Annotated in this window: 22 protein-coding genes and 1 other RNA gene; all 23 read left to right on the forward strand. The window is 64.9% G+C overall.

The genetic code is table 11. From position 1 onward, the window contains the following. Positions 1 to 40 precede the first annotated feature (40 nt). The 23 genes from rodA (at position 41) to DMR_RS02305 (ending at position 20,197) form a co-directional block, all read left to right on the forward strand. Entirely contained in the window at positions 41 to 1,153 is a 1,113-nt protein-coding gene (gene rodA / locus DMR_RS02200; protein WP_012750047.1) for a rod shape-determining protein RodA, read from the forward strand. A 55-nt stretch (positions 1,154 to 1,208) separates the two neighbouring features. Then, on the forward strand, positions 1,209 to 1,604 hold the full coding sequence (locus DMR_RS02205; RefSeq protein ID WP_043599872.1) for a bactofilin family protein: 396 nt from the start codon (positions 1,209 to 1,211) through the stop codon (positions 1,602 to 1,604). A 129-nt stretch (positions 1,605 to 1,733) separates the two neighbouring features. Further along, positions 1,734 to 2,153: an ATP synthase F0 subunit B' gene (locus tag DMR_RS02210; RefSeq protein WP_012750049.1), complete on the forward strand. Its 420-nt coding sequence runs from the start codon at positions 1,734 to 1,736 to the stop codon at positions 2,151 to 2,153. A gap of 43 nt (positions 2,154 to 2,196) precedes the next feature. After that, positions 2,197 to 2,772: an ATP synthase F0 subunit B gene (locus DMR_RS02215; protein ID WP_043599873.1), complete on the forward strand. Its 576-nt coding sequence runs from the start codon at positions 2,197 to 2,199 to the stop codon at positions 2,770 to 2,772. Next, on the forward strand, positions 2,769 to 3,320 hold the full coding sequence (locus DMR_RS02220) for a F0F1 ATP synthase subunit delta (protein WP_012750051.1): 552 nt from the start codon (positions 2,769 to 2,771) through the stop codon (positions 3,318 to 3,320). Before DMR_RS02215 ends, DMR_RS02220 begins: the two co-directional genes overlap by 4 nt. Positions 3,321 to 3,324: 4 nt before the next feature. Beyond that, complete coding sequence (gene atpA / locus DMR_RS02225; protein WP_006920166.1) at positions 3,325 to 4,833, forward strand: F0F1 ATP synthase subunit alpha; 1,509 nt, start codon at positions 3,325 to 3,327, stop codon at positions 4,831 to 4,833. A gap of 91 nt (positions 4,834 to 4,924) precedes the next feature. Next, positions 4,925 to 5,806, forward strand: a complete 882-nt coding sequence (locus DMR_RS02230) for a F0F1 ATP synthase subunit gamma (protein ID WP_012750052.1) — start codon at positions 4,925 to 4,927, stop codon at positions 5,804 to 5,806. Between the two features lie 18 nt (positions 5,807 to 5,824). Next, a complete protein-coding gene (atpD, locus tag DMR_RS02235) occupies positions 5,825 to 7,237 on the forward strand; it encodes a F0F1 ATP synthase subunit beta (RefSeq protein WP_012750053.1) in 1,413 nt (470 codons plus the stop codon). A 5-nt stretch (positions 7,238 to 7,242) separates the two neighbouring features. Then, on the forward strand, positions 7,243 to 7,647 hold the full coding sequence (locus DMR_RS02240) for a F0F1 ATP synthase subunit epsilon (RefSeq protein ID WP_012750054.1): 405 nt from the start codon (positions 7,243 to 7,245) through the stop codon (positions 7,645 to 7,647). Between the two features lie 314 nt (positions 7,648 to 7,961). Then, positions 7,962 to 8,393 (forward strand): F0F1 ATP synthase subunit epsilon, encoded by a 432-nt coding sequence (locus DMR_RS02245; protein ID WP_012750055.1) that lies wholly within the window; start codon positions 7,962 to 7,964, stop codon positions 8,391 to 8,393. A gap of 89 nt (positions 8,394 to 8,482) precedes the next feature. Then, positions 8,483 to 9,844, forward strand: a complete 1,362-nt coding sequence (gene glmU, locus DMR_RS02250) for a bifunctional UDP-N-acetylglucosamine diphosphorylase/glucosamine-1-phosphate N-acetyltransferase GlmU (RefSeq protein WP_012750056.1) — start codon at positions 8,483 to 8,485, stop codon at positions 9,842 to 9,844. 43 nt (positions 9,845 to 9,887) lie between these two features. Beyond that, on the forward strand, positions 9,888 to 10,067 hold the full coding sequence (gene zapB, locus DMR_RS02255) for a cell division protein ZapB (RefSeq protein ID WP_012750057.1): 180 nt from the start codon (positions 9,888 to 9,890) through the stop codon (positions 10,065 to 10,067). A gap of 44 nt (positions 10,068 to 10,111) precedes the next feature. Next, the gene (locus tag DMR_RS02260; protein WP_012750058.1) at positions 10,112 to 10,366 is read left to right on the forward strand and encodes a cell division protein ZapA; all 255 of its coding nucleotides are present in this window, start codon (positions 10,112 to 10,114) and stop codon (positions 10,364 to 10,366) included. A gap of 30 nt (positions 10,367 to 10,396) precedes the next feature. Beyond that, a non-coding RNA gene (gene ssrS, locus DMR_RS22735) (6S RNA) lies at positions 10,397 to 10,577 on the forward strand. 169 nt (positions 10,578 to 10,746) lie between these two features. Beyond that, on the forward strand, positions 10,747 to 12,306 hold the full coding sequence (rny, locus tag DMR_RS02265; protein ID WP_012750059.1) for a ribonuclease Y: 1,560 nt from the start codon (positions 10,747 to 10,749) through the stop codon (positions 12,304 to 12,306). An 86-nt stretch (positions 12,307 to 12,392) separates the two neighbouring features. Next, a complete protein-coding gene (locus DMR_RS02270) occupies positions 12,393 to 13,211 on the forward strand; it encodes a DnaJ domain-containing protein (protein WP_012750060.1) in 819 nt (272 codons plus the stop codon). A 12-nt stretch (positions 13,212 to 13,223) separates the two neighbouring features. Next, positions 13,224 to 14,003, forward strand: a complete 780-nt coding sequence (locus DMR_RS02275) for a TIGR00282 family metallophosphoesterase (protein ID WP_012750061.1) — start codon at positions 13,224 to 13,226, stop codon at positions 14,001 to 14,003. A 25-nt stretch (positions 14,004 to 14,028) separates the two neighbouring features. Then, entirely contained in the window at positions 14,029 to 14,505 is a 477-nt protein-coding gene (locus tag DMR_RS02280; protein ID WP_012750062.1) for a hypothetical protein, read from the forward strand. A gap of 11 nt (positions 14,506 to 14,516) precedes the next feature. Next, on the forward strand, positions 14,517 to 14,891 hold the full coding sequence (locus DMR_RS02285; protein ID WP_012750063.1) for an SPOR domain-containing protein: 375 nt from the start codon (positions 14,517 to 14,519) through the stop codon (positions 14,889 to 14,891). Positions 14,892 to 14,924: 33 nt separating this feature from the next. After that, complete coding sequence (gene tyrS, locus DMR_RS02290) at positions 14,925 to 16,202, forward strand: tyrosine--tRNA ligase (protein ID WP_012750064.1); 1,278 nt, start codon at positions 14,925 to 14,927, stop codon at positions 16,200 to 16,202. A gap of 459 nt (positions 16,203 to 16,661) precedes the next feature. Further along, positions 16,662 to 17,507: a 4-hydroxybenzoate octaprenyltransferase gene (locus tag DMR_RS02295; RefSeq protein WP_043599880.1), complete on the forward strand. Its 846-nt coding sequence runs from the start codon at positions 16,662 to 16,664 to the stop codon at positions 17,505 to 17,507. A 24-nt stretch (positions 17,508 to 17,531) separates the two neighbouring features. After that, positions 17,532 to 19,058 (forward strand): glycosyltransferase family 4 protein, encoded by a 1,527-nt coding sequence (locus tag DMR_RS02300; RefSeq protein ID WP_012750066.1) that lies wholly within the window; start codon positions 17,532 to 17,534, stop codon positions 19,056 to 19,058. Continuing rightward, positions 19,055 to 20,197 carry a glycosyltransferase gene (locus tag DMR_RS02305; protein ID WP_012750067.1) on the forward strand — a complete coding sequence of 381 codons (1,143 nt, stop codon included), beginning with the start codon at positions 19,055 to 19,057 and terminating at the stop codon, positions 20,195 to 20,197. The genes DMR_RS02300 and DMR_RS02305 overlap by 4 nt, the downstream gene beginning before the upstream one ends. Positions 20,198 to 20,214 lie beyond the last annotated feature (17 nt).

Below are 20,214 nucleotides of genomic sequence, written 5' to 3' on the forward strand. Positions count from 1 at the left end.
ACGACGGGCCGGGCGCCCGCCGCCAAGCCGGGGTTGCTCCATGCCCTTTGACAGACGCTTCATCCTGAGCGTGAACTGGTCCCTGGTGGCCCTGACCGCCATGTTGTTCGGGGTCGGGGTGCTCAATCTCTATTCGGCCAGCGGCTTTCGCATGGGCGATGAGCTGTCCATGCAGCCTTTCTACAACCGCCAGCTCATCTGGGGCTTGGCCGGACTTGGCTGCATGTTGGCCATGGTGGTTTTCGACTACAAGTATCTGGCCGCCATCGCCTGGCCCCTGGTCATTTCCACCTCGGTGCTGCTGGTTTTGGTGCTGGTCATGGGCAAGACCGTGGGCGGGGCCAAACGCTGGCTGCCCATTGGCGGATTTGCCTTCCAGCCAAGCGAGGTGGCCAAAATCGCCTTGCTGCTGTTGGCGGCCAAGATCCTGTCCAAACGCTCGGAGCGGCTGGGCTGGCTTGACCTGGCCGGCATCCTGGCCGTGTCCCTGCCTGTCGCCCTGCTTATCATCGTGGAACCCGATCTCGGCACGGGCTTAAACGTCCTGCTCCTGGTGGCCGGCCTCATCCTCTACCGGGGCCTTACCGGCCCGGTGTTCAAGACCCTGGCCATCGCCGGCCCCATCCTCATCCCTTGCGGCTGGTTTTTTCTCAAGCCCTATCAGAAGGGGCGCATCCTGACCCTGTTCGACCCCCAGCGCGATCCCCTCGGGGCCGGTTACCACATCATCCAGTCCCAGATCGCCATCGGCTCGGGCCAGATGTGGGGCAAGGGCTTTTTGGAGGGCACCCAGAGCCAGTTGCGCTACCTGCCCGAAAAGCACACCGACTTTGCCGTGGCGGTTTTCGCCGAGGAGTGGGGTTTCATGGGCGGCATCGCGCTGCTGACCCTTTTCTGCCTGTTTTTGCTGCAATTCTACGTCACGGCCAAAAACGCCAAGGACCGTTTCGGCAGTTATCTGGCGGCGGGCGTGTTCTTCTATTTCTTCTGGCAAATCCTCATCAACATGGGTATGGTGCTCGGCATCATGCCGGTCGTTGGCATCCCCTTGCCGTTTATCAGCTACGGGGGGAGCGCCACCATCGTGAACTTCACCCTCGTGGGCATTGTCGTCAACGTCTCCATGCGGCGCTACCTGTTCAAGAAAGGCTAGCGCGGAAAGGACTTGCGGCCACGGAGGGAGCGTTCCCCGGCGGTCGGAGGGCCTTGTGGGCAAGCACGACATCAACGCCTTCCTGGGGGTCGGAACGTCTTTTGTGGGACGGCTGACCTTTGGCGGCGTGGTGCGCATTGACGGGCATTTCGAAGGCGAAATCGTCTCGACGGGAACCCTGGTGGTCGGCAGCCAGGCCCATGTGGCCGGGCGGGTCGAGGTGGCGCGCCTGGTGTGTGACGGGGTCGTGGCCGCCGAGGTGGCGGCGTCGTCTTCGGTGGCGGTGCATGGTCGGGGTCGGCTTTGCGGCGCGGTGCGCACGCCGTCGTTGTCCGTGGCCGAAGGGGGCCGGGTGGACGGGCTGGTGACCATGGGCAACGGGGAGCAACCGCCCCGTCAGGCCCTGGCCGCAGGTTCTTCGGTCAATTCTTCACAAACCCCGCCAAGCTAGGCGGGGCGCGGGTTTTTGGGGTGCGGGGCAGTACGGAATTTGTCAAAAAGGGCTAGACAGGGCGGAGTAAATCCGCTACTGCCGCTTGCTGACTTTGCAAAAATTTTCACAACCTCCCGGAGGGCGCCGATGATTGACTTAAACGCCACGTTTTTCGTCCAACTCGTCAACTTTGTGCTCATCCTGATCCTGCTCAATGTCATCCTCATCGGCCCCATCCGCAAGATTCTCAAAAAGCGGGCTGAGTTCGTTGCCTCCCAGATGGAAGGCATCGAATCTTTCGCGTCCTCGGCCGACGCCAAGCTCAAGGACTACGAACTGTCCCTGGACGCCGCCCGCGCGGCCGCCACGGCCGGCCGCATGGCCATGAAGGCCGAGGGACAGGCCAAGGAAAAGGATCTGCTCGAGGCTGCCGGCGCTGAGGCGGCTTCGAAACTGCAGGCGGCCCGGGCCGAGATTTCCGCCCAGTCCGCTGCGGCGAAAAAGGCCCTGGAGGGCAAGGTGTCGGGGTTGGCCTCCAAGGCCGTTGCCAAGGTGCTGGCGGCGTAAGGCCGAAGGTTTCCAGGATTTCTCAAGGAAAGGGAGGGTTCAATTGAAAAGGCTCCACCTCATCGCCACCGTGGCCCTGGTGTTCGGCCTGGCTGCCGTGGCCTACGCGTCGGGCGACGCCGGGGGCGCGGAAGCCCACGGACTGAACTGGAAGGATTTCCTGTTCCGCGTGGTCAACTTCGTGTTGGTGTTCGGCGTCATCGCCAAGCTGGCCGGGAAAAAGATCGTGGGCTTTTTCCGGGGGCGCGGCGAGGCCATTGAGAACCAGCTGAGCGAGCTCGAGTCGCGCAAGGCCGAAGCGGCCAAGCGTCTGGCCGAGATCGAGGCCTCCATCAGCAATCTGAGCGACGAGAAGGCCCGGATCGAAGACGAATACCGTCGCCAGGGCGAAGCCCTTCGCGACTCCATCGTCGCCGCCGCCGAGGCCAAGGCCGCCCAGATCAAGGAGCAGGCCGTTACTGCCGCCGCTGCCGAAGCCCGTGTCGCCATGCAGGAGCTTCGCGCCCAGCTGGCCGACTCCGTGGTGGCCGCGGCCAAGGCTTCGCTGGAAAAGAAGCTGACCGCCAAGGACCAGGACAAGCTCGTGGATGAATACTTAACCAAGGTGGTGTTCAATTGACCGGCAACATCGTCGCGCGCCGTTACGCCAAGGCGCTTTTCGCGCTGGCCAAAAAGGCCGGCAAGAAAGCCCCGGCGGAGTACGGCAAGGACCTGGAGGCCTTTGCCTCCGTCCTTGAGGGGTCTCCGGATCTGCTTAAGGTCTTTGCCAACCCCATCATCAGCGCCGATGTGAAGAAGTCGGTGCTGTCCGGGGTGGCTGGCAAAATCGGCCTCAAGCCCATGGTCATCAACTTCCTGTCCCTTCTGGCCGACAAGGACCGCCTGCCCTGCGTCCTGGAAGTGTCCGCCCTCTACCGGACTCTTCTGGACGAGGCCGAAGGCGTCATGCGCGGCCAGCTGGTCACCGCCTTCGCCCTGGCCGACGCGCGCCAGGACCAGATCAAGGTCAAGCTCGAAAAGCAATCCGGCAAGAAGCTGGTGCTGTCTTTCGCCGTTGATCCCTCCATCATCGGCGGCGTCGTCCTCAAGGTCGGCGACAAGGTGTTGGACGCGAGCCTTCGCGCCCAGCTCGAAATATTGAAAGAACAAATCAAGAGGGGTGAGTAGGGCCATGCAAATCAAAGCGGAAGAGATCAGCCAGATCATCGAACAGCAGATTCAGCATTACGAGTCTCGCGTTGAGATGAGCGAGACTGGCACCGTGCTGTCCGTCGGCGACCAGATTGCCCGCGTGTACGGCGTCCAAAACGCCATGGCCATGGAGCTTTTGGAGTTCCCCGGCGGCGTCATGGGCCTGGTGCTCAACCTGGAAGAAGACAACGTCGGTGTCGCGCTGCTCGGCGAAGACACCCACATCAAGGAAGGCGACCCGGTCAAGCGCACCGGCAAGATCTTCTCGGTGCCCGTCGGCGACGCCGTCACCGGCCGCGTCATCGACCCCCTGGGCAACCCCATCGACGGCCTTGGCCCCGTTGAAGCCAAGGAGACCCGTAACGTCGAAATCAAGGCCCCCGGCATCATCGCCCGTAAGTCGGTCCATGAGCCCATGTACACCGGTCTCAAGGCCGTCGACGCCATGACCCCCATCGGTCGCGGCCAGCGCGAGCTGATCATCGGCGACCGCCAGACCGGCAAGACCGCCGTCTGCATCGACGCCATCCTGGCCCAGAAGGGACAGGGCGTGTTCTGCTTCTACGTCGCCATCGGCCAGAAGAAGTCCACCGTCGCCCTGGTCGCCGAGACCCTGCGTCGCCACGGCGCCATGGAATACACGACCATCATCTCGGCCACCGCTTCCGAGCCGGCTTCGCTGCAGTTCATGTCCGCCTACTCCGGCTGCACCATGGCCGAGTACCACCGCGACAACGGCCGCGCCGCCCTGATCATCTATGACGATCTTTCCAAGCAGGCCGTCAGCTACCGCCAGATGTCCCTGCTGCTCCGTCGTCCTCCCGGACGTGAAGCTTACCCCGGCGACGTTTTCTACCTCCACTCCCGTCTGCTGGAGCGCGCCGCCAAGCTGTCCGACGCCCTGGGAGCCGGTTCGCTGACCGCTCTGCCCATCATCGAGACCCAGGCGGGCGACGTGTCGGCTTACATCCCGACCAACGTCATCTCCATCACCGACGGACAGGTTTACCTCGAACCGAACCTGTTCAACGCCGGTATCCGTCCGGCCATCAACGTCGGTCTGTCGGTCTCCCGCGTCGGCGGCGCCGCCCAGGTCAAGGCCATGAAGCAGGTCGCCGGCACGCTGCGCCTCGACCTCGCCCAGTACCGCGAACTGGCCGCCTTTGCCCAGTTCGGCTCCGACCTGGACAAGGCCACCCAGCTGAAACTCAGCCGCGGCATGCGCATGGTCGAGCTGCTCAAGCAGCCCCAGTACAAGCCCATGAACGTGGCCGAGCAGGTCATCTCCCTGTTCGCCGGCACCCGCGGCTTCATGGACGATGTGCCCGTCGAAGCCGTCCGCAAGTTCGAGGAAGGCCTCCAGGAGTACTTCCACAACGCCAAGAGCGACATCCTGAATGAGATTCAGGAGAAAAAGGCGCTCGACGAAGGCCTCATCGCCAAGCTCGGCGCGGCCATCGACGAGTTCAAAAAGGGCTTCAAGGCCTAAGCGACGCGGTCAAAAACCATGCAGGGTTTTTGCAACCAGGCGGCCCGAGCCGGCCGCCGCGCAACGCTGATACAGGCCTAAAGGGGGAGCCATGCCTGCGCTCAAAGACGTAAAGGTCAAGATCAACGCGGTCAGAAAGACCAAGCAGATCACCAAGGCCATGAACATGGTGGCCTCGGCAAAACTGCGCAACGCCCAGTCGCGCATCGAGCGGTTCCGTCCCTACGCCGACAAGTTCTACGAAATGCTCGGAGAACTGGCCAAGGGCGCCGATTCCTCGATCCATCCGCTGCTGGAAGCCCGCGCCGAAGTGAAGACCGTCCTTCTGGTCGTCATCACTTCCGATCGCGGTCTGTGCGGCGCGTTCAACAACAACATCATCAACGCGGCCCTCAAGGTCGCCCGGGCCAAGACCGCCGAAGGCAAGGACGTCAAGATCATGTGCGTGGGCCGCAAGGCTCGCGACAGCTTCCGGCGCACCAGCTTCGAAATCGTTGCCGCCTACGTCAACGAAATGGCCGCCTTCGACTTCAGCCTGGCCACGCGCATCGGCGCCGAGGTCATCGGCGGCTACGTCGGCGGGACCTACGACGAAGTGACCATGGCCTTTGGCAAGTTCATCAGCCTTGCCCGCCAGGAACCGACGCTTTTGCCCGTGCTGCCCCTTTCCCCCGCCGAAGCCGGCGAGGTCAAGGAGGACGTCGGGGCCAAGGCCGAGTACATCTATGAACCGTCCGTGGAAGGCCTCCTCGCCGAGTTGCTGCCCCGGTTCATCAATGTCCAGATCTACCGCGGGCTGCTTGACACCTCGGCCAGCGAGCACGCTGCCCGCATGCGGTCCATGGACAATGCCACCAGGAACTGCGACGACCTCGTCAGCTCGCTTACCCTGGTCTACAACAAGGCCCGGCAAACGGCCATTACCAAGGAACTGATGGACATCGTCGGCGGTTCCGAAGCACTCAAGGGATAACCAAGGGGGCACCATACAATGAGCGCGACAAGCGGAAATGTCGGAAAAATCGTGCAGGTCATCGGCGCCGTTATCGACGTCGAATTTCCCGAGGGCAAACTGCCGAATATCTTGAACGCCCTCGACATCAAGAACGTTAACAACGAATTCGCCACCGACCTCGTGGTCGAAGTGGCCCAGCACCTCGGCGACAACGTCGTGCGCTGCATCGCCATGGACTCCACCGACGGTCTCGTGCGCGGCATGACCGCCATCGACACCGGCGCGCCCATCAGCGTGCCCGTCGGCAAGGGCGCCCTTGGCCGCATCCTCAACGTCGTCGGCCGCCCGGTGGACGAAATGGGTCCGGTCGATTCCAAGACCTTCATGCCCATCCACCGTGCCGCTCCGGCCTTCGTCGACCAGTCCACCAGCATCCAGCTGCTGGAAACCGGCATCAAGGTCATCGACTTGCTGATTCCCTTCCCCAAGGGCGGCAAGCTCGGCCTGTTCGGCGGCGCCGGCGTCGGCAAGACCGTCGTTCTCATGGAACTCATCAACAACATCGCCAAGCACCACGGCGGTCTGTCCGTGTTCGCCGGCGTTGGTGAGCGTACCCGTGAAGGCAACGACCTTTACAACGAGTTCAAGGAAGCCGACATCCTGGGCAAGGCCTCACTTGTTTACGGCCAGATGAACGAGCCTCCCGGAGCCCGTGCCCGCGTCGCTCTGACCGCGCTGACCTGCGCCGAGTACTTCCGCGACGAGGAAGGCCAGGACGTGTTGCTCTTCATCGACAACATCTTCCGGTTCACCCAGGCCGGCTCCGAAGTGTCCGCGCTTCTTGGCCGTATGCCCTCCGCGGTCGGTTACCAGCCCACGCTCGGCACCGACCTTGGCGGTCTCCAGGAACGCATCACCTCGACCAACAAAGGTTCGATCACCTCGGTCCAGGCCGTTTACGTGCCCGCCGATGACTTGACCGACCCCGCGCCGGCCACGACCTTCTCCCACTTGGACGGCACCCTGGTTCTCTCGCGTCAGATCGCCGAGCTCGGCATCTACCCCGCGGTTGACCCCCTTGACTCCACCTCCCGCATCCTGGACCCCAACGTCCTGGGCGGCGAGCACTACGGCACCGCCCGCGAAGTCCAGTCGATCCTGCAGAAGTACAAGGATCTCCAGGATATCATCGCGATTCTGGGCATGGACGAGCTGTCCGACGACGACAAGCTCACCGTTTCCCGCGCCCGTAAGATCCAGCGCTTCCTGTCCCAGCCGTTCTTCGTTGCCGCCCAGTTCACCGGCAAGGAAGGCCGCTACGTGAAGCTTGAGGACACCATCAAGGGCTTCCGCGAGATCATCGACGGCAAGCACGACGAGATCCCCGAGGGCGCCTTCTACATGGTCGGCGACATCAACGAGGCCGTTGAAAACGCCAAGAAAGGATAACGATCATGGCCCAACTCCGCCTTGAAATCGTCACCCCGGACAAGCTGGTCTTGTCCCAGGATGTTGACTATGTGGGCGCTCCGGGTCTGCTTGGCGAATTCGGCGTCATGGCCAATCACATCCCGTTCCTGTCGGCCCTGGGCATCGGGAGCTTGATGTACAAGGTCGGCGGCAAGGCGAACTACGTCTTCGTCGCCGGCGGGTTCGCCGAGGTCTCCGGCAACAAGGTCACCATCCTCGCCGAGGTGGCCGAGCGTCCGGAAGACATCGATATCGAACGCGCTCGCCGCGCCCAGGATCGGGCCAAGCAGCGCATGGACCGCGAAAAGGACAAGGTCGACTTCGCCCGGGCCCAGTCCGCCATGCAGCGTGCGTTCTACCGCATGCGCGTGCGCGAGAACGCCCACTAGGCCGACCCCGTACTCTCCGGCTGTCAGGCGGCTCCTTCGGGAGCCGCCTTTTTTTTGTGGCCTGCCCTGTCGTGAAAGCTTCATACGTCTTTTCCTACGCCGCCATGCGCCCCGTTGTATTGTTGGCTACCGTTGTTGAGGAAGCAGTTTGGCGACATCGGCGGGCCGGGGGGCTGGGAACGCTGGCCAACGTAACATGAGCCGCAGGGTTGCCGTTCCTTGTGGCTGAGGCTGCTTCGAAGCGGTTGTCGGCCTGGGCCGGTTTCTGGTAAAGCACAGAAACAAGCGATGAAACCCGAAGACAAGGACAGGCCATGGCCAAGACGTTTGCGCTGCAGATCGTGACCCCGGACCGGATGGTGCTCCAAAAGGACGTGGACTCGGTTACGGCCACGGGCGTGGCCGGCGAATTCACTGCCTTGCCGTACCACGTGCCGTTTCTGGCCGCCTTGTCCGTGGGGTCCCTGGCCTACCGGGAAAACGGGCGGTTGAATTATGTCTTCGTCTCGGGCGGCTTTGCCGACGTCACCGCCGGCAAGGTCCTGATCCTGGCCGAGGCGGCCGAACTGCCTGAGGAGATCGACATTGACCGGGCCCGCAAGGCCCGGGAGCGGGCCGAAGCCCGGCTGGCCGCCACCCGCCAGGAAAACATCGACTACACCCGGGCCAAGTCCGCCTTGCAACGGGCGCTGACCCGCATGAAACTGGGCAACGTGCCCCAGGCCGCCGGCCTCGGTCGGCCCTAAGGCCTTTTATTGGTCCCAAGCGATTGGTCGCTGCCTCGTCTGGCTGTCCCGCCGGCGAGGCGGTTGGCGTTTACCCTCGGAGACTTCCCATGACGCAGCGCGAAGGCGCTTTGGCCCTGGCCGCCGGCAAGGGCACCCGCATGAAAAGCGACGCCCCCAAGGTGTTGGCCACGCTTTTAGGCAAACCCATGCTGTGGTACGTTGCCCGGGCGCTGTCCGCGCTTTTTGGCGACGAAGTCCGGGCCGTGGTCGGCCATCGGGCCGAGGCGGTGGAAGCCGCCTTTCCCGAACTGGCCGGCCGGTTGGTGCTCCAGGCCGAGCAGCTCGGCACCGGCCATGCCCTGGCCTGCGCCCTGCCGACGCTCACCGCCGCTGGATTGACCCACGTGCTTGTGGTCAACGGCGACGCCCCGCTGGTTACGGACGCCAGCCTGGGCGCGTTCCTGGACGCGGCCAGAAATGCCGACGCCGATCTGGCTTTCGTCACAATCAGCCTGCCCGATCCCGGTTCCTACGGCCGGGTGGTGCGTTCGGGGCAAGGCGTGGCCATTGTCGAGGCCAAGGATTTCGATCCGGCCGTCCACGGCGAGGCCACGGGCGAGATCAACGCCGGGGTCTACCGGCTGCGCCTGGAGACCATCGCTCCCTTGCTGGCCCGCCTGTCCAACGCCAACAAGAGCGGCGAATACTACATCACCGACCTGGTGGCCCTGGCCCAGAAAGCGGGCCTGTCCGTGCTGCCGGTGGGTTGCGGCGACGACGAGGCCTATCTCGGCATCAACTGCCCGCGCGAGCTGGTGGCCGCCGAGGAGATCCTGCGCCGGCGCATCGTCGACGCCCACCTCGACGCCGGGGTCATTATCCGGGCCGGGGAGTCCGTGCGCATCGGCCCGGAAGTGGCCATCGGCCCAGGGGCGGATCTCTGCGGCCCCTTGGAAATCTACGGCCCCACGACTATCGGCACGGGCACGACCATCGCCTCCCACTGCCGCATCGAGAACGCGGAAATCGCTTCGGGCGCGACCATCCATTCCTATTGCCACATCGCCCAGGCCCGGGTTGCCTCGGGCTGTCTGGTCGGCCCTTATGCCCGTCTGCGGCCCGGCGCGGTCATGGAAGAGGGTTCCCACGCCGGCAATTTCGTGGAGATGAAAAAGGCCACCCTTGGTCCCGGGGCCAAGGCCAACCACCTGACGTATCTTGGCGACGCCGAAATCGGGGCTGGGACCAACGTCGGGGCCGGCACGATCACCTGCAATTACGACGGGGTGCACAAGCACAAGACCGTCATCGGCAAAAAGGCTTTCATCGGTTCCAATACGTCCCTGGTGGCGCCGGTGACGATAGGCGACGGCGCACTTGTCGGGGCCGGATCGGTGATTACTTCGGATGTGCCGGACGGGGCCTTGGCCCTGGGGCGCGGCCGGCAGGTGATTAAGCCCAGGAAGTGAGGCCCTGGCTTGCTTTTCAGGAGAAATGGAGCTAGCAAGGGACATGGACATTTTCGACGCCCTGGAACAACGGGTTGAAGCCCTTGTTGCCCGCAAAAAGGCTTTGGAAGAAGAGAACGCGGCGCTTCAGGCCGAGGTGGCCCGCTTGGCCGACGAGCAAAAGACGGTCGCTACGCGACTCGACGGCCTCCTGGAGAAACTCCAGGAGGAGCTTGAGCCCTGACGCGCGGCCGGTCATGTGGCCGGCGGGGACAATTCGGTACGGCGATGCCCAAGTATTCCTTGTCCATAGTGGGCCTCGACCTGTCGTTTACGACGGACGCCGAACCGCAGCGCGTGGAAGCCGCCAGAAAACTGGTGGAACAACGATATAACTTGCTTCAGGCGGGCGGGAAAACGCTCGGCAAGGAGAAATTGCTGGCCTTTGTCGCATTGGGTCTGGCTGACGATATGTTGCTTTCGAACCAGCGGCTCGACGCGCTCCACGATCGGGTGGGGGAGCTGCTGCACAAGATAGATTGACGGACGGCGTCTGCTGGCGCGTCCTTGAAAAGTTCCCTGGGGTGTGCGTGATCGTCGGTTTATTTTTGAGCCGATACTCAAAAATAGGATGCTGCGACGCGTGGCTGGTGTGCGTGCCCGGCTCGTCCGGGTGGCCTGAAGGTCAAACAGTGGCGTCCACCTTGGTTGCCAAGGTTCAAAAGAACTGACGACACGGCGCTCTGGGGCTTTGTTATAAAACGGTGTTGATGACTGGCCGCCGTTGTCCCGGGCGGCCGGACATCCCCCGTCCCATGCCATACCGCACGCGGCGAGCGCCACGCATTGTCCGGATTGAGCCGGTCCCCCCTCCCTGCCCTTGGGCTCTGCCCCGTTTTTCTCCCCCCGCTTCGGGAGAACGCATGGAATTTTCGACCATATTCATGGGCATCGTGGGCATTGGCCTTGGTGTGCCGGCCGGCTATTATCTCGACAAGTGGATTTCCCAGAAAACCTTGAACGAAGCCAGGACCCTGGCCGACCGCATCCTGGACGAGGCCCGCAAGGAAGCTTCCGCCCACAAAAAAGAAGTCGTCGTCGCCGCCCAGGACGAGCTGTTCCGTCAGAAACAGGAACTCGAAAAGGAATTCCGCGACAAGACCCAGTCCCTGGAAGAAAAAGAAGAACAGGTCCACAAGCGCCGGGAACGTCTGGAAGAAAAGCAGGAGCTCATCGTCCAGAAGGAATCCGAGATGCTGGCCTCGGAAAAGCGGCTTACCGCCAAGGAGCGGGAACTGGCCGACAAGGCCGAGGAACTTACCCGCCTGGCTGACGAGCACGACAAACGGCTTCAGGAAATTTCCGGCCTGACCATGGAAGAGGCCAAAAAGCGCCTCATGGACGAGATCGAGTCCAAGACCCGCCACGAGGCCGCCCGCATGGTCCGCCAGATCGAGATGGAGGCCAAGGAGACCGCCGACAAGAGCGGGAAAAAGATCCTGGCCCTGGCCATCCAGCGCTATGCCGGCGATTTCGTGGGCGAGCAGACCGTCACCGCCGTGACCCTGCCCTCCGAAGAGATGAAGGGCCGCATCATCGGCCGCGAAGGCCGCAATATCCGCGCCCTGGAAGCCGCCACCGGCGTCGATCTCATCATCGACGACACCCCCGAGACCGTCATCCTGTCGGCTTTTTCGCCGCTCAAGCGCCAGATCGCCAAGATGGCCCTGGAGCGGCTGATCACCGACGGCCGCATCCATCCCGCCCGCATCGAGGACATCGTCAAGAAGTGCGAGCAGGAACTCGACGTCAAGATCCGCGAGATCGGCGAGCAGGCCACCTTCGACTGCGGCGTCCACGGCATCCACCCCGAGCTCGTGCGGTTGCTCGGCCAGCTCCAATACCGCACCAGCTACTCCCAGAACGTGCTCCAGCACTCCCTGGAAGTGGCCTCCCTGGCCGGCATCATGGCCGCCGAATTGGGCGTGGACATCAAACGGGCCAAGCGCGCCGGCCTGCTCCACGACCTCGGCAAGGCCGTTGATCACGAGATCGAAGGCCCCCACGCCGTCATCGGCGCGGATCTGGCCAAGAAATTCGGCGAATCCGGCGACATCCTCCACGCCATCATGGCCCACCACGAGGACGTGCCGCCCAAGTCCATACTGGCCACCCTGGTCCAAGCCGCCGACAGCCTTTCGGGCGCGCGTCCCGGCGCCCGCAAGGAACTTCTGGAAAGCTACGTCAAGCGTCTGGAAGAACTGGAAAACCTGGCTCTGGATTTCGACGGCGTGTCCAAAGCCTACGCCATCCAGGCCGGCCGCGAGGTGCGGGTCATGGTCGATTCGGAAAACGTCGACGACGACAAGACGTTTTTGCTCTGCAAGGACATCGCCAAGCGCATCGAGGAAAACCTCACCTATCCCGGCCAGATTCGCGTCACGGTCATCCGCGAGCGGCGGGCCGTGGGCATCGCCAAATAGCGGCCAGGCCGATGTTGCCGCGTTTCGGGCCGCCTTCCTCGGGCGGCCCGTGGCGCGTTTTGAAAAACCAGACCAAGCGGGGGCGCATGGAACAGCCCGACTGCTATGCCGTCCTTGGCTTGCCCGAGGACGCTGACGCGGCCGCCGTGCGCCGCGCCTACCGCCGTCTGGCCAGGCACTGCCACCCCGACGCCAACCCGGATGATCCCCGGGCCGCCGAACGCTTCCTGACCCTGGCCGCCGCCTACGCTGTTTTGGGCCATCCGGCCCGGCGCGCCGCCTATGACGGCCGCCGCCGCTACGCCAAGGCGGTCCGGGACGTGACGCCGTCTCCGGTCGCGGCATCGTCGCCCGCCGCCTTTGCCCCCCTGGATCCGCGCGTCCTTTTGCCGCGACGGGGCAAGGACATGGCCGCCATGCTGGACATCCCCGACTCCCTGGCCGCTGTCGGCGGCCGGCTGACCCTGGATTTCGGCGTTGGCGGCGACTGTCCGGTCTGCGACGGCAAGGGGGCGCTGCGCCAAGCCTGCTGGATGTGCGCCGGCCGGGGGACCATCTGGCAGCCCCTTGGCGGCGGCTTGTCCGCCGTGGGCTGCCCGCCCTGCTCGGGCCGGGGTTTCGTTGTCGCGACCTGTCCGGCCTGCGCCGGGTCTGGACGCCACGACAAGCCCCGCCAAGGCGTGCTCGTCATCGCCCCGCACTCCCGCGACGGCGACATGGTCCGGGTGGCCGGAGCCGGCCAGCCCGGCGTCGGCGACGGGCCGCCGGGCGATTTGTTGCTAACCCTGCGGCTTTTTGCCGTGCCCGAAGCCGAACCGGCCCAGGGCCTCGCCGCCTGGGGCGGCGGCCCGGAGGCGGACCAAGCCCAAGTGCCGGACCTCCCGGGTTTTCTCGTTTACGAATAAGGACTGCATGTCATGCGGATGCTGTTTCTCGGCGACATCTTCGGCCGGCCAGGCCGGGCCATCGTCACCCAGCGCCTGGCCGGACTGCGGCGCGACCTGGGCTTGACCCGGGTTCTCGCCAACGCCGAAAACGCCTCGGGCGGCATTGGCCTGACCGCCAAGTCGGCCCGCCAGCTCCTGGAAACCGGCCTCGATGTCCTGACCGGCGGCAACCACACCTTCCGCCACCCCGACCTGTCGCCGCTGCTGGGCGCCAACGACCGGCTGCTGCGTCCGGCCAATTACCCGGCCGGCGCGCCCGGGCGCGGCTGGCAGGTCTTTCGCCCCAAGGACGCCGCCCCTTACGCCGTGATAAACCTCCTGGGCCGCACCTTCATGGCCGCCGTGGACTGCCCCTTTGCCGCCGCCGAGGGCATTCTCGGCCAACTGCCCGCCGACGTGCCCCTGCGGCTCATCGACTTCCACGCCGAGGCCACCAGCGAAAAAAAGGCCCTGGCCTATTTTCTCGATGGCAAGGTCAGCGCCGTCCTGGGCACCCACACCCACGTCCAGACCGCCGACGCCCAGCTGCTTCCACAGGGTACGGCCTACATGACGGACCTGGGCATGACCGGTCCGGCTGCCTCGGCCCTGGGCATGGACCCCGAAGAGGTCATCGCCCGGTTCCGCACCGGCCTGCCGCGCCGGTTCGTCGTGTCCAAGGCCGCCCCCGAGATGCAGGGGGCGCTTATGGATATTGACGCCTCCGCCGGCAAGGTCGTAACTATTGCGCCTTGGCGGCTGGCCGGATAAACCGCCGCGAAGCGGAGGAACACCCATGCGATACGCCCGAAGACTGCTGCTTGCCGCCCTGGCCTGTCTGGTCCTGGCCGCCGCCGCCCAGGCCGCCCCGGAACGCACGGCCATCTACATGACCGTGGCCGGCCCCCTGGAAGTGGTGCGCGACGGCGCGTCCTCCACCGTGCTCCTCGGCGGCCGGGTCATCCACCAGGCCATGGGCGCGGCGCTCACCGCCCAGTCCTACATGAGCGTCGGCGAACTCGGCGACGGCTACGACGCCGTGCTCATCCGCCATGGCGTGGGCAACGCCGAATGCCCCATCACCTACGACCTCGTGGCCGTGGGCGCGGACAAGACTTATGCTGTGGTGCCCGCCATCAACAAATGTTCGCGCCTGGTCAACGTCAACGTGGACGGCGACCGTTTGCTGCTGGTCACCGAGCGCCAGAACGGCCGCACCGAGATCATCGAATACAACGACAAGCAGCGTCGCCGGCCCGACGCCAAACCCTAGGCGGTCCAGGCATGCGCGCGCTTCTTCTGGGCCTGCTCCTGGCCGGGGTCTGCCTGCTTGGCGGCTGCGGCGACGAGACCGTCTACGACTGGCAACGCCCCCATGACACCTATCAGGTCGGGTCGTTTAGCAAAGCCGACAACGCCAATGCGCTCAAGGCCAAGCTTGGCCAGAACGGCTTTGAATGCCGCATCGAGACCGAAATCAAAAACGGCCAGTTCGTGCTCAACGTCCTGGTCGACGTCTACGACCGCCAGCCCGACACCATGACCCGGCTGGAGCGCATCGCCGGGGTGAAACCCCTGCTGCGCGAACGCACGCCGGCCAAGACCGCCGCGCCGGCCGGCTCCTCGCCAGCCCCGGCCGTGCCTGCTTCGGGCATCTGATCCGTCCGACTGCTTTACCGAAAAGGAATCGCCGTGAATATTTTCGACGAACTCTCCTGGCGCGGCCTCGTGCACCAGTGCTCCGACGAGGCCGAACTGCGCAAACACTTAAGCTCCCGTGACCGCGTCATGTACTGCGGCTTCGACCCCACCGCCGACAGCCTGCACATCGGCAACCTCGTGCCGCTCATGGCCCTGGCCCGCTTCGCCAAGGCCGGCCACAAGCCCCTGTTCCTGCTCGGCGGCGCCACCGGCCTTATCGGCGACCCCAGCGGCAAGGACAAGGAACGCCAGATGCGCACCGCCGACATGGTCGCCGCCTCGGCCGAGAAAATCCGGTCCCAGGCCATGGCATTCTTCGAGCGCCAAGGCGTGGCCGACCGCGTTACCCCGGTCAACAACCTCGACTGGACCCAGCCCATCTCGGTCATCGAATTCTTGCGCGACACCGGCAAACACTTCACCATCAACTACATGATGGCCAAGGATTCCGTGAAATCGCGCATCGGCCGTGAAGATACCGGCATCTCCTACACCGAATTCAGCTACATGATCCTGCAGTCCCTGGATTATGAATACTTGAATCGCACCATGGGCTGCACCTTGCAAATCGGCGGCGGCGACCAGTTCGGCAACATCACCGCCGGCCTGGAACTCATCCGCCGCAAATCCGGCTCCCAGGCCTTTGCCCTGACATTCCCGCTCATCACCACCGCCACCGGCGCGAAATTCGGCAAAAGCGAAAAAGGGGCCATCTACTTAAACACCGCCCTGACCTCGCCCTACGCCTTTTACCAATACTGGATCAACGCCGACGACCGCGACGTCTGCAACTTCCTGCGCTACTTCACTTACTTATCCAAGGAAGCCATCGACGCCCTGGCCGTGGAGACCGCCGAGCGGCCCCACCTGCGCGCCGCCCAGAAAACCCTGGCCCGGGAAACCACCACCATGATCCACGGGGCCGAGGAACTGGCCAAGGTCGAAGCCGTCACCGAAGCGCTTTTTGGCGGCGGCGACCTGCGCACCGTGGACGCCGCCACCCTGCGCGCCGCCCTGGACGCCGCGCCCGGCAAGAACTACGACGCCCTGGACGTCGTGCCGCCCCTGCCCAAGCTCCTGGTCGATCTGGCCCTGTGCCCGTCGCTGTCCCAGGCCCGCAAGGACATCAAGGCCGGCGGCATCTACCTCAACAACGTCCGCGTGGCCGACGAAAACCAGACCCTTGCCGCCAGTGACTACATCGGCGGCAATATCGCCCTGTTGCGCAAAGGCAAAAAGAACTACGGCGTAGTTACTCTCGGAGTTTAGCTGGGGCGCTGCCCCGGACCCCGGCAGGGCGCTGCCCTGCACCCGCCGGGCGCTGCCCGGACCCGCCGGGGGATCATCCCCCCGGACCCCCGATCGGGGCGCGGTCGGGCGGGCGGGGAAGGCGGTCGGCCGGCAGTCGGCTGGCCGCGAAGAAGGGGCCTGGAATTTCAGGGGGCGCGGCCAGCGCTGGCGCGCCGGCCGCGCCCCCTGAAATTCCAGGCCCCACCTGGCCCTCGGCCCCGAAGCGGGGCCGAAAAGTTGGAGAAAAAGCGACCAGATAGGCCCAGCCTCGGGCTGCTTGCCGGGCTGGGTGTTGGCGGCAACACGACACAGGGCCGCGACAGGACTGAACACCCCATTGAGAGTTTTTTGGGAGGGTGGGGGTCTGGGGGAGGGAACCTTTTTTTGCAAAAAAAGGTTCCCTCCCTCAGGTTCCCAGTTTCCAAAGGAGATCGCACTATGGTCGGCGCGATGGCGCGGTTGGTGAAGGTGGAGCATTCGGTGTTTGCCTTGCCGTTCGCGTATATTGGTCTTTTTGTGGCGGCTGGCGGCTGGCCGGGCTGGCGACCGTTTCTATTGCTGACGGTGGCCATGGTGGCCATGCGGTCGTTTGCCATGGCGGTCAACCGCTTGGCGGATGTGAAGTTTGACCGGAAAAATCCCCGCACGGCCGGCCGGGAGCTGGTGACGGGCGAGGTGTCGTTGCGGGCGGCTTGGGTGTTCGCGGCCGGCTGCGCCGTGGTCTTTGTCGGGGCCTGCGCCGGGCTCAATGCGCTGTGTCTGGCGCTTTCGCCGGTGGCCTTGGCCTGGGGCGCGTTTTACAGCCTGACCAAGCGTTTCACCTGGCTGTGTCATTTCGTGTTGGGCTCGGTGCTGGGCCTGGCTCCGGTGGCCGGCTGGCTGGCGGTTGCGCCGGAATTCGCCTTGCCGGCGATCCTTTTCGGTTGCGGCGTCACCTGCTGGGTGGCCGGGTTTGATGTGCTTTATGCCTGCCAGGACGTGGAGTTCGACCGGTCGCAGGGGTTGCACTCGATGCCGTCGCGATTTGGTGTAGGCACAGCCCTGGCCTTGGCGGCGTTTGCCCATGTCGATGCGGCGGCCTTTTATCTGCTGGCCGGCTATGCGGCCGGGCTTGGCTGGATCTACTACGCCTTCTGGGCCGTGTGTTCGGCGGTGCTGCTTGTGGAGCACAAGCTTATTTCCGAGCACGACCTGTCGCGCATCAACGTGGCCTTTTTCACCTTAAACGGCGTCATCGCGGCCTTGCTGGGGCTGGGGACGCTGCTGGCCGTCTTTTTGAAATAGCGGCCCTGGGCCGCCCGTACGCCTATGACGCCAATCGCCGTACTCTTCCTCATCGCCCTGGGCCTGTCCCTGGCGCTGACGCCCTTTGCCCGGTGGGCCGGGCGGCGTTTCGGCATTCTGGCCATGCCGGCGGCCCGCAACATTCACGTGACGCCCATGCCCCGCAGCGGCGGGCTGGCGTTGTTTCTGACCTTCATGGCCTGTCTGCCCCTGGCGGCGGCCTTGTTGCCTCCGGCGGCCGTGGCCGTGCTGGGCGGACGGACCATGGGCTATGTGCTGCTGGGCGCGGCGCTGGTCTTTGCCGTGGGCTTTGCCGACGACAAGTGGACGCTGCCATCCAAGCTCAAGCTGTTGGCCCAGATCGCGGCGGCGTCCATCGCCTACTACGGCGGCGCGCGCATCACGTCTTTTGCCCTGCCCGGGCTTTTTGTGGTCCAGTTCGACGTTTCGTCCTATCTGGTGACGGTCTTTTGGTTCGTGCTGCTTATTAACGCCATCAACCTGATCGACGGCCTGGACGGGCTGGCGGCCGGGGTGGTGTTTTTCGCCAGCGCCGTACAGGCCGGGCTGGCCGTCATGCGGGCCGAGCCGCATACGGCGGCGCTTTTCGCCGTGCTGGCCGGGGCCACGCTGGGGTTTTTGCGCTACAATTTCAATCCGGCGAGCCTGTTTCTGGGCGACGGCGGCAGCTATTTCCTGGGCTACATGCTGGCGGCGTTGTCCGTCTCCGGTTCGGTCAAGAGCCAGGTGGGGGCCACGCTGCTCATGCCGGTCATCGCCCTGGGCGTGCCACTTCTCGACACCATCTCCGCGCCCTTGCGGCGGTTCATGCGCGGCCGGGACATGTTCGAGCCGGACAAGCGCCACGTCCACCACAAGCTCCTCTCGCGCGGCTGGTCTCAGCGCCAGGTGGTGCTTTTCCTTTATGGCATCACCATTTTTCTGGCCCTTTCGGCCCTGGTGCTGGTCAATCTGCGCAACGTGCCGGCGGGGCTGTTTTTGCTGGTCGTCGGCGGCGCGCTGGTCTTTTTGGTGCGCAAGGCCGGTTATTGCAGCTATTTCGCCATGGACAAGATTCTTGGCTGGCTGCGCGACGTGTCCGACGACGCCGGGTTTGCCCGGGAGCGGCGCACGTTTCTGCATCATCAAATCGAGATTTCCCAAGCCCACGATCTGGCCGAGCTGTGGACGCGCATGACCGAGGCTCTGGACCATCTGCGCTTCGACCTGGCCGAGATGGTGCTGTCCGGCGACGGGGCCGGTTCCTGCCGGCTGGACCCCGAGCCGCCCGGGGCGGCTCCCGTCGACGGCCCGCCGGTCTACCGCTGGCGGCGGGAAGGGTCGGCCGTGTCCGACCGGGAACTGTTGTGTTCGCCGGCCGTGATGAAGCTCGAACTGCCGCTATTGGCCAAGGGCGGCCGGCCCCTGGGAGCCTTATGGCTGGTCAAGGACGTGGCCGCCGACCCCATAAATGAATTCACCCTGCGCCGGGTCGAAAATCTGCGCCGCACCGTCACCGAAGCCCTGGAAGGGCTGTTGCCGCCGTCATGAGGGTGTTGCAGGTCGGTAAGTTCTATCCGCCCGACGCTGGCGGCGTGGAAACCGGCACCCGGCAGATGGTCGAGACCTTGACGCGGCTGGGCCACGAAAACGCCGTGCTGTGTTTTGCCGGAGCCGGCCCCTACGACGACGGAGCAGAAACGGTTCCGGTCCTGCGGGCCGCGGCCTGGGCCACCATCGCCTCCCAGCCCCTTTCCACCGAGTATCTTTTGCGTCTGGCCGATCTGGCCCCGCGTTTCGAAGTGCTCCACGTCCATTGCCCCAACCCTTTGGCCGCCGTGGCTCTATGGCTGATCCGCCCCCAGGCGAAGATCGTGCTCCACTGGCACAGCGACATCATCGGCAAGAAAGCGCTTCGGGCCCTGGTTTCGCCCTTTGAGGCCTGGCTGTGCCGTAGGGCCGATCTGGTCATCGGCCCCACGGCAGTCCATTTGCAGGCTTCCAATAGGGCGGCGCTTTTTGTCGGCAAGGGGGCCGTGGTCCCGTTTTATGTCGAGCCGGGCACGGCCGATCCCGACCGCCTCGACCCGGCCGGCCTTGCCGCCGTGCGGGCGCGCGCGGGCGGGCGGCGGCTGGTGTTCGCCCTGGGGCGGCTTGTGCCCTACAAGGGCTTTGCCGTGCTCATTGAGGCGGCGCGCTGGCTGCCGGACGACGCCGTGGCGGTCATCGGCGGCGGCGGACCCCTGGCCGGGGAACTGGCCCGGCAGATTCAGACGGCTGGCCTTGGCCATAAGGTGTTGCTGGCCGGACGCATCCCGGACAACGAGCTGCCGGCCTGGTTCGCGGCCTGCGACGTGTTTTGCCTGCCGTCGGTGACCCGGGCCGAGATGTTCGGCATCGTGCAGCTTGAAGCCATGGCCTGGGGCAAGCCGGTGGTTTCCACGGCCATTGCCGGTTCGGGCGTGGCGGCGGTCAACCGCCAGGGCGAAACGGGGCTGGTCGTAGCGCCGGGCGACGCCCCGGCCCTGGGCGATGCCCTGGCCACGCTTCTGGCAGACGAGGCCCTGGCCGCCCGGCTGGGACAGGGCGGACGGCAGGCCGTGGCGGCGCGCTACAGTCCGGCCGCCGTGGCCGATGCCCTTGGCGCGGCCTACGCCCGGCTGGACATATGCGCGCCCCGGACGCTATAAGCGGGCAAACCTTCAAA

This window comes from Solidesulfovibrio magneticus RS-1 (assembly GCF_000010665.1).
Taxonomy (GTDB): Bacteria; Desulfobacterota; Desulfovibrionia; order Desulfovibrionales; family Desulfovibrionaceae; genus Solidesulfovibrio; species Solidesulfovibrio magneticus.

Excerpts from the sequence above, each read along its gene's own strand:
- rodA (WP_012750047.1), top strand. The coding sequence starts at position 41 with ATGCCCTTTGACAGACGCTTCATCCTGAGCGTGAACTGGTCCCTGGTG.
- DMR_RS02210 (WP_012750049.1), top strand. The coding sequence starts at position 1,734 with ATGATTGACTTAAACGCCACGTTTTTCGTCCAACTCGTCAACTTTGTG.
- atpA (WP_006920166.1), top strand. The coding sequence starts at position 3,325 with ATGCAAATCAAAGCGGAAGAGATCAGCCAGATCATCGAACAGCAGATT.
- DMR_RS02230 (WP_012750052.1), top strand. The coding sequence starts at position 4,925 with ATGCCTGCGCTCAAAGACGTAAAGGTCAAGATCAACGCGGTCAGAAAG.
- atpD (WP_012750053.1), top strand. The coding sequence starts at position 5,825 with ATGAGCGCGACAAGCGGAAATGTCGGAAAAATCGTGCAGGTCATCGGC.
- DMR_RS02240 (WP_012750054.1), top strand. The coding sequence starts at position 7,243 with ATGGCCCAACTCCGCCTTGAAATCGTCACCCCGGACAAGCTGGTCTTG.
- DMR_RS02245 (WP_012750055.1), top strand. The coding sequence starts at position 7,962 with ATGGCCAAGACGTTTGCGCTGCAGATCGTGACCCCGGACCGGATGGTG.
- glmU (WP_012750056.1), top strand. The coding sequence starts at position 8,483 with ATGACGCAGCGCGAAGGCGCTTTGGCCCTGGCCGCCGGCAAGGGCACC.
- zapB (WP_012750057.1), top strand. The coding sequence starts at position 9,888 with ATGGACATTTTCGACGCCCTGGAACAACGGGTTGAAGCCCTTGTTGCC.
- DMR_RS02260 (WP_012750058.1), top strand. The coding sequence starts at position 10,112 with ATGCCCAAGTATTCCTTGTCCATAGTGGGCCTCGACCTGTCGTTTACG.
- rny (WP_012750059.1), top strand. The coding sequence starts at position 10,747 with ATGGAATTTTCGACCATATTCATGGGCATCGTGGGCATTGGCCTTGGT.
- DMR_RS02270 (WP_012750060.1), top strand. The coding sequence starts at position 12,393 with ATGGAACAGCCCGACTGCTATGCCGTCCTTGGCTTGCCCGAGGACGCT.
- DMR_RS02275 (WP_012750061.1), top strand. The coding sequence starts at position 13,224 with ATGCGGATGCTGTTTCTCGGCGACATCTTCGGCCGGCCAGGCCGGGCC.
- DMR_RS02280 (WP_012750062.1), top strand. The coding sequence starts at position 14,029 with ATGCGATACGCCCGAAGACTGCTGCTTGCCGCCCTGGCCTGTCTGGTC.
- DMR_RS02285 (WP_012750063.1), top strand. The coding sequence starts at position 14,517 with ATGCGCGCGCTTCTTCTGGGCCTGCTCCTGGCCGGGGTCTGCCTGCTT.
- DMR_RS02295 (WP_043599880.1), top strand. The coding sequence starts at position 16,662 with ATGGTCGGCGCGATGGCGCGGTTGGTGAAGGTGGAGCATTCGGTGTTT.
- DMR_RS02300 (WP_012750066.1), top strand. The coding sequence starts at position 17,532 with ATGACGCCAATCGCCGTACTCTTCCTCATCGCCCTGGGCCTGTCCCTG.
- DMR_RS02305 (WP_012750067.1), top strand. The coding sequence starts at position 19,055 with ATGAGGGTGTTGCAGGTCGGTAAGTTCTATCCGCCCGACGCTGGCGGC.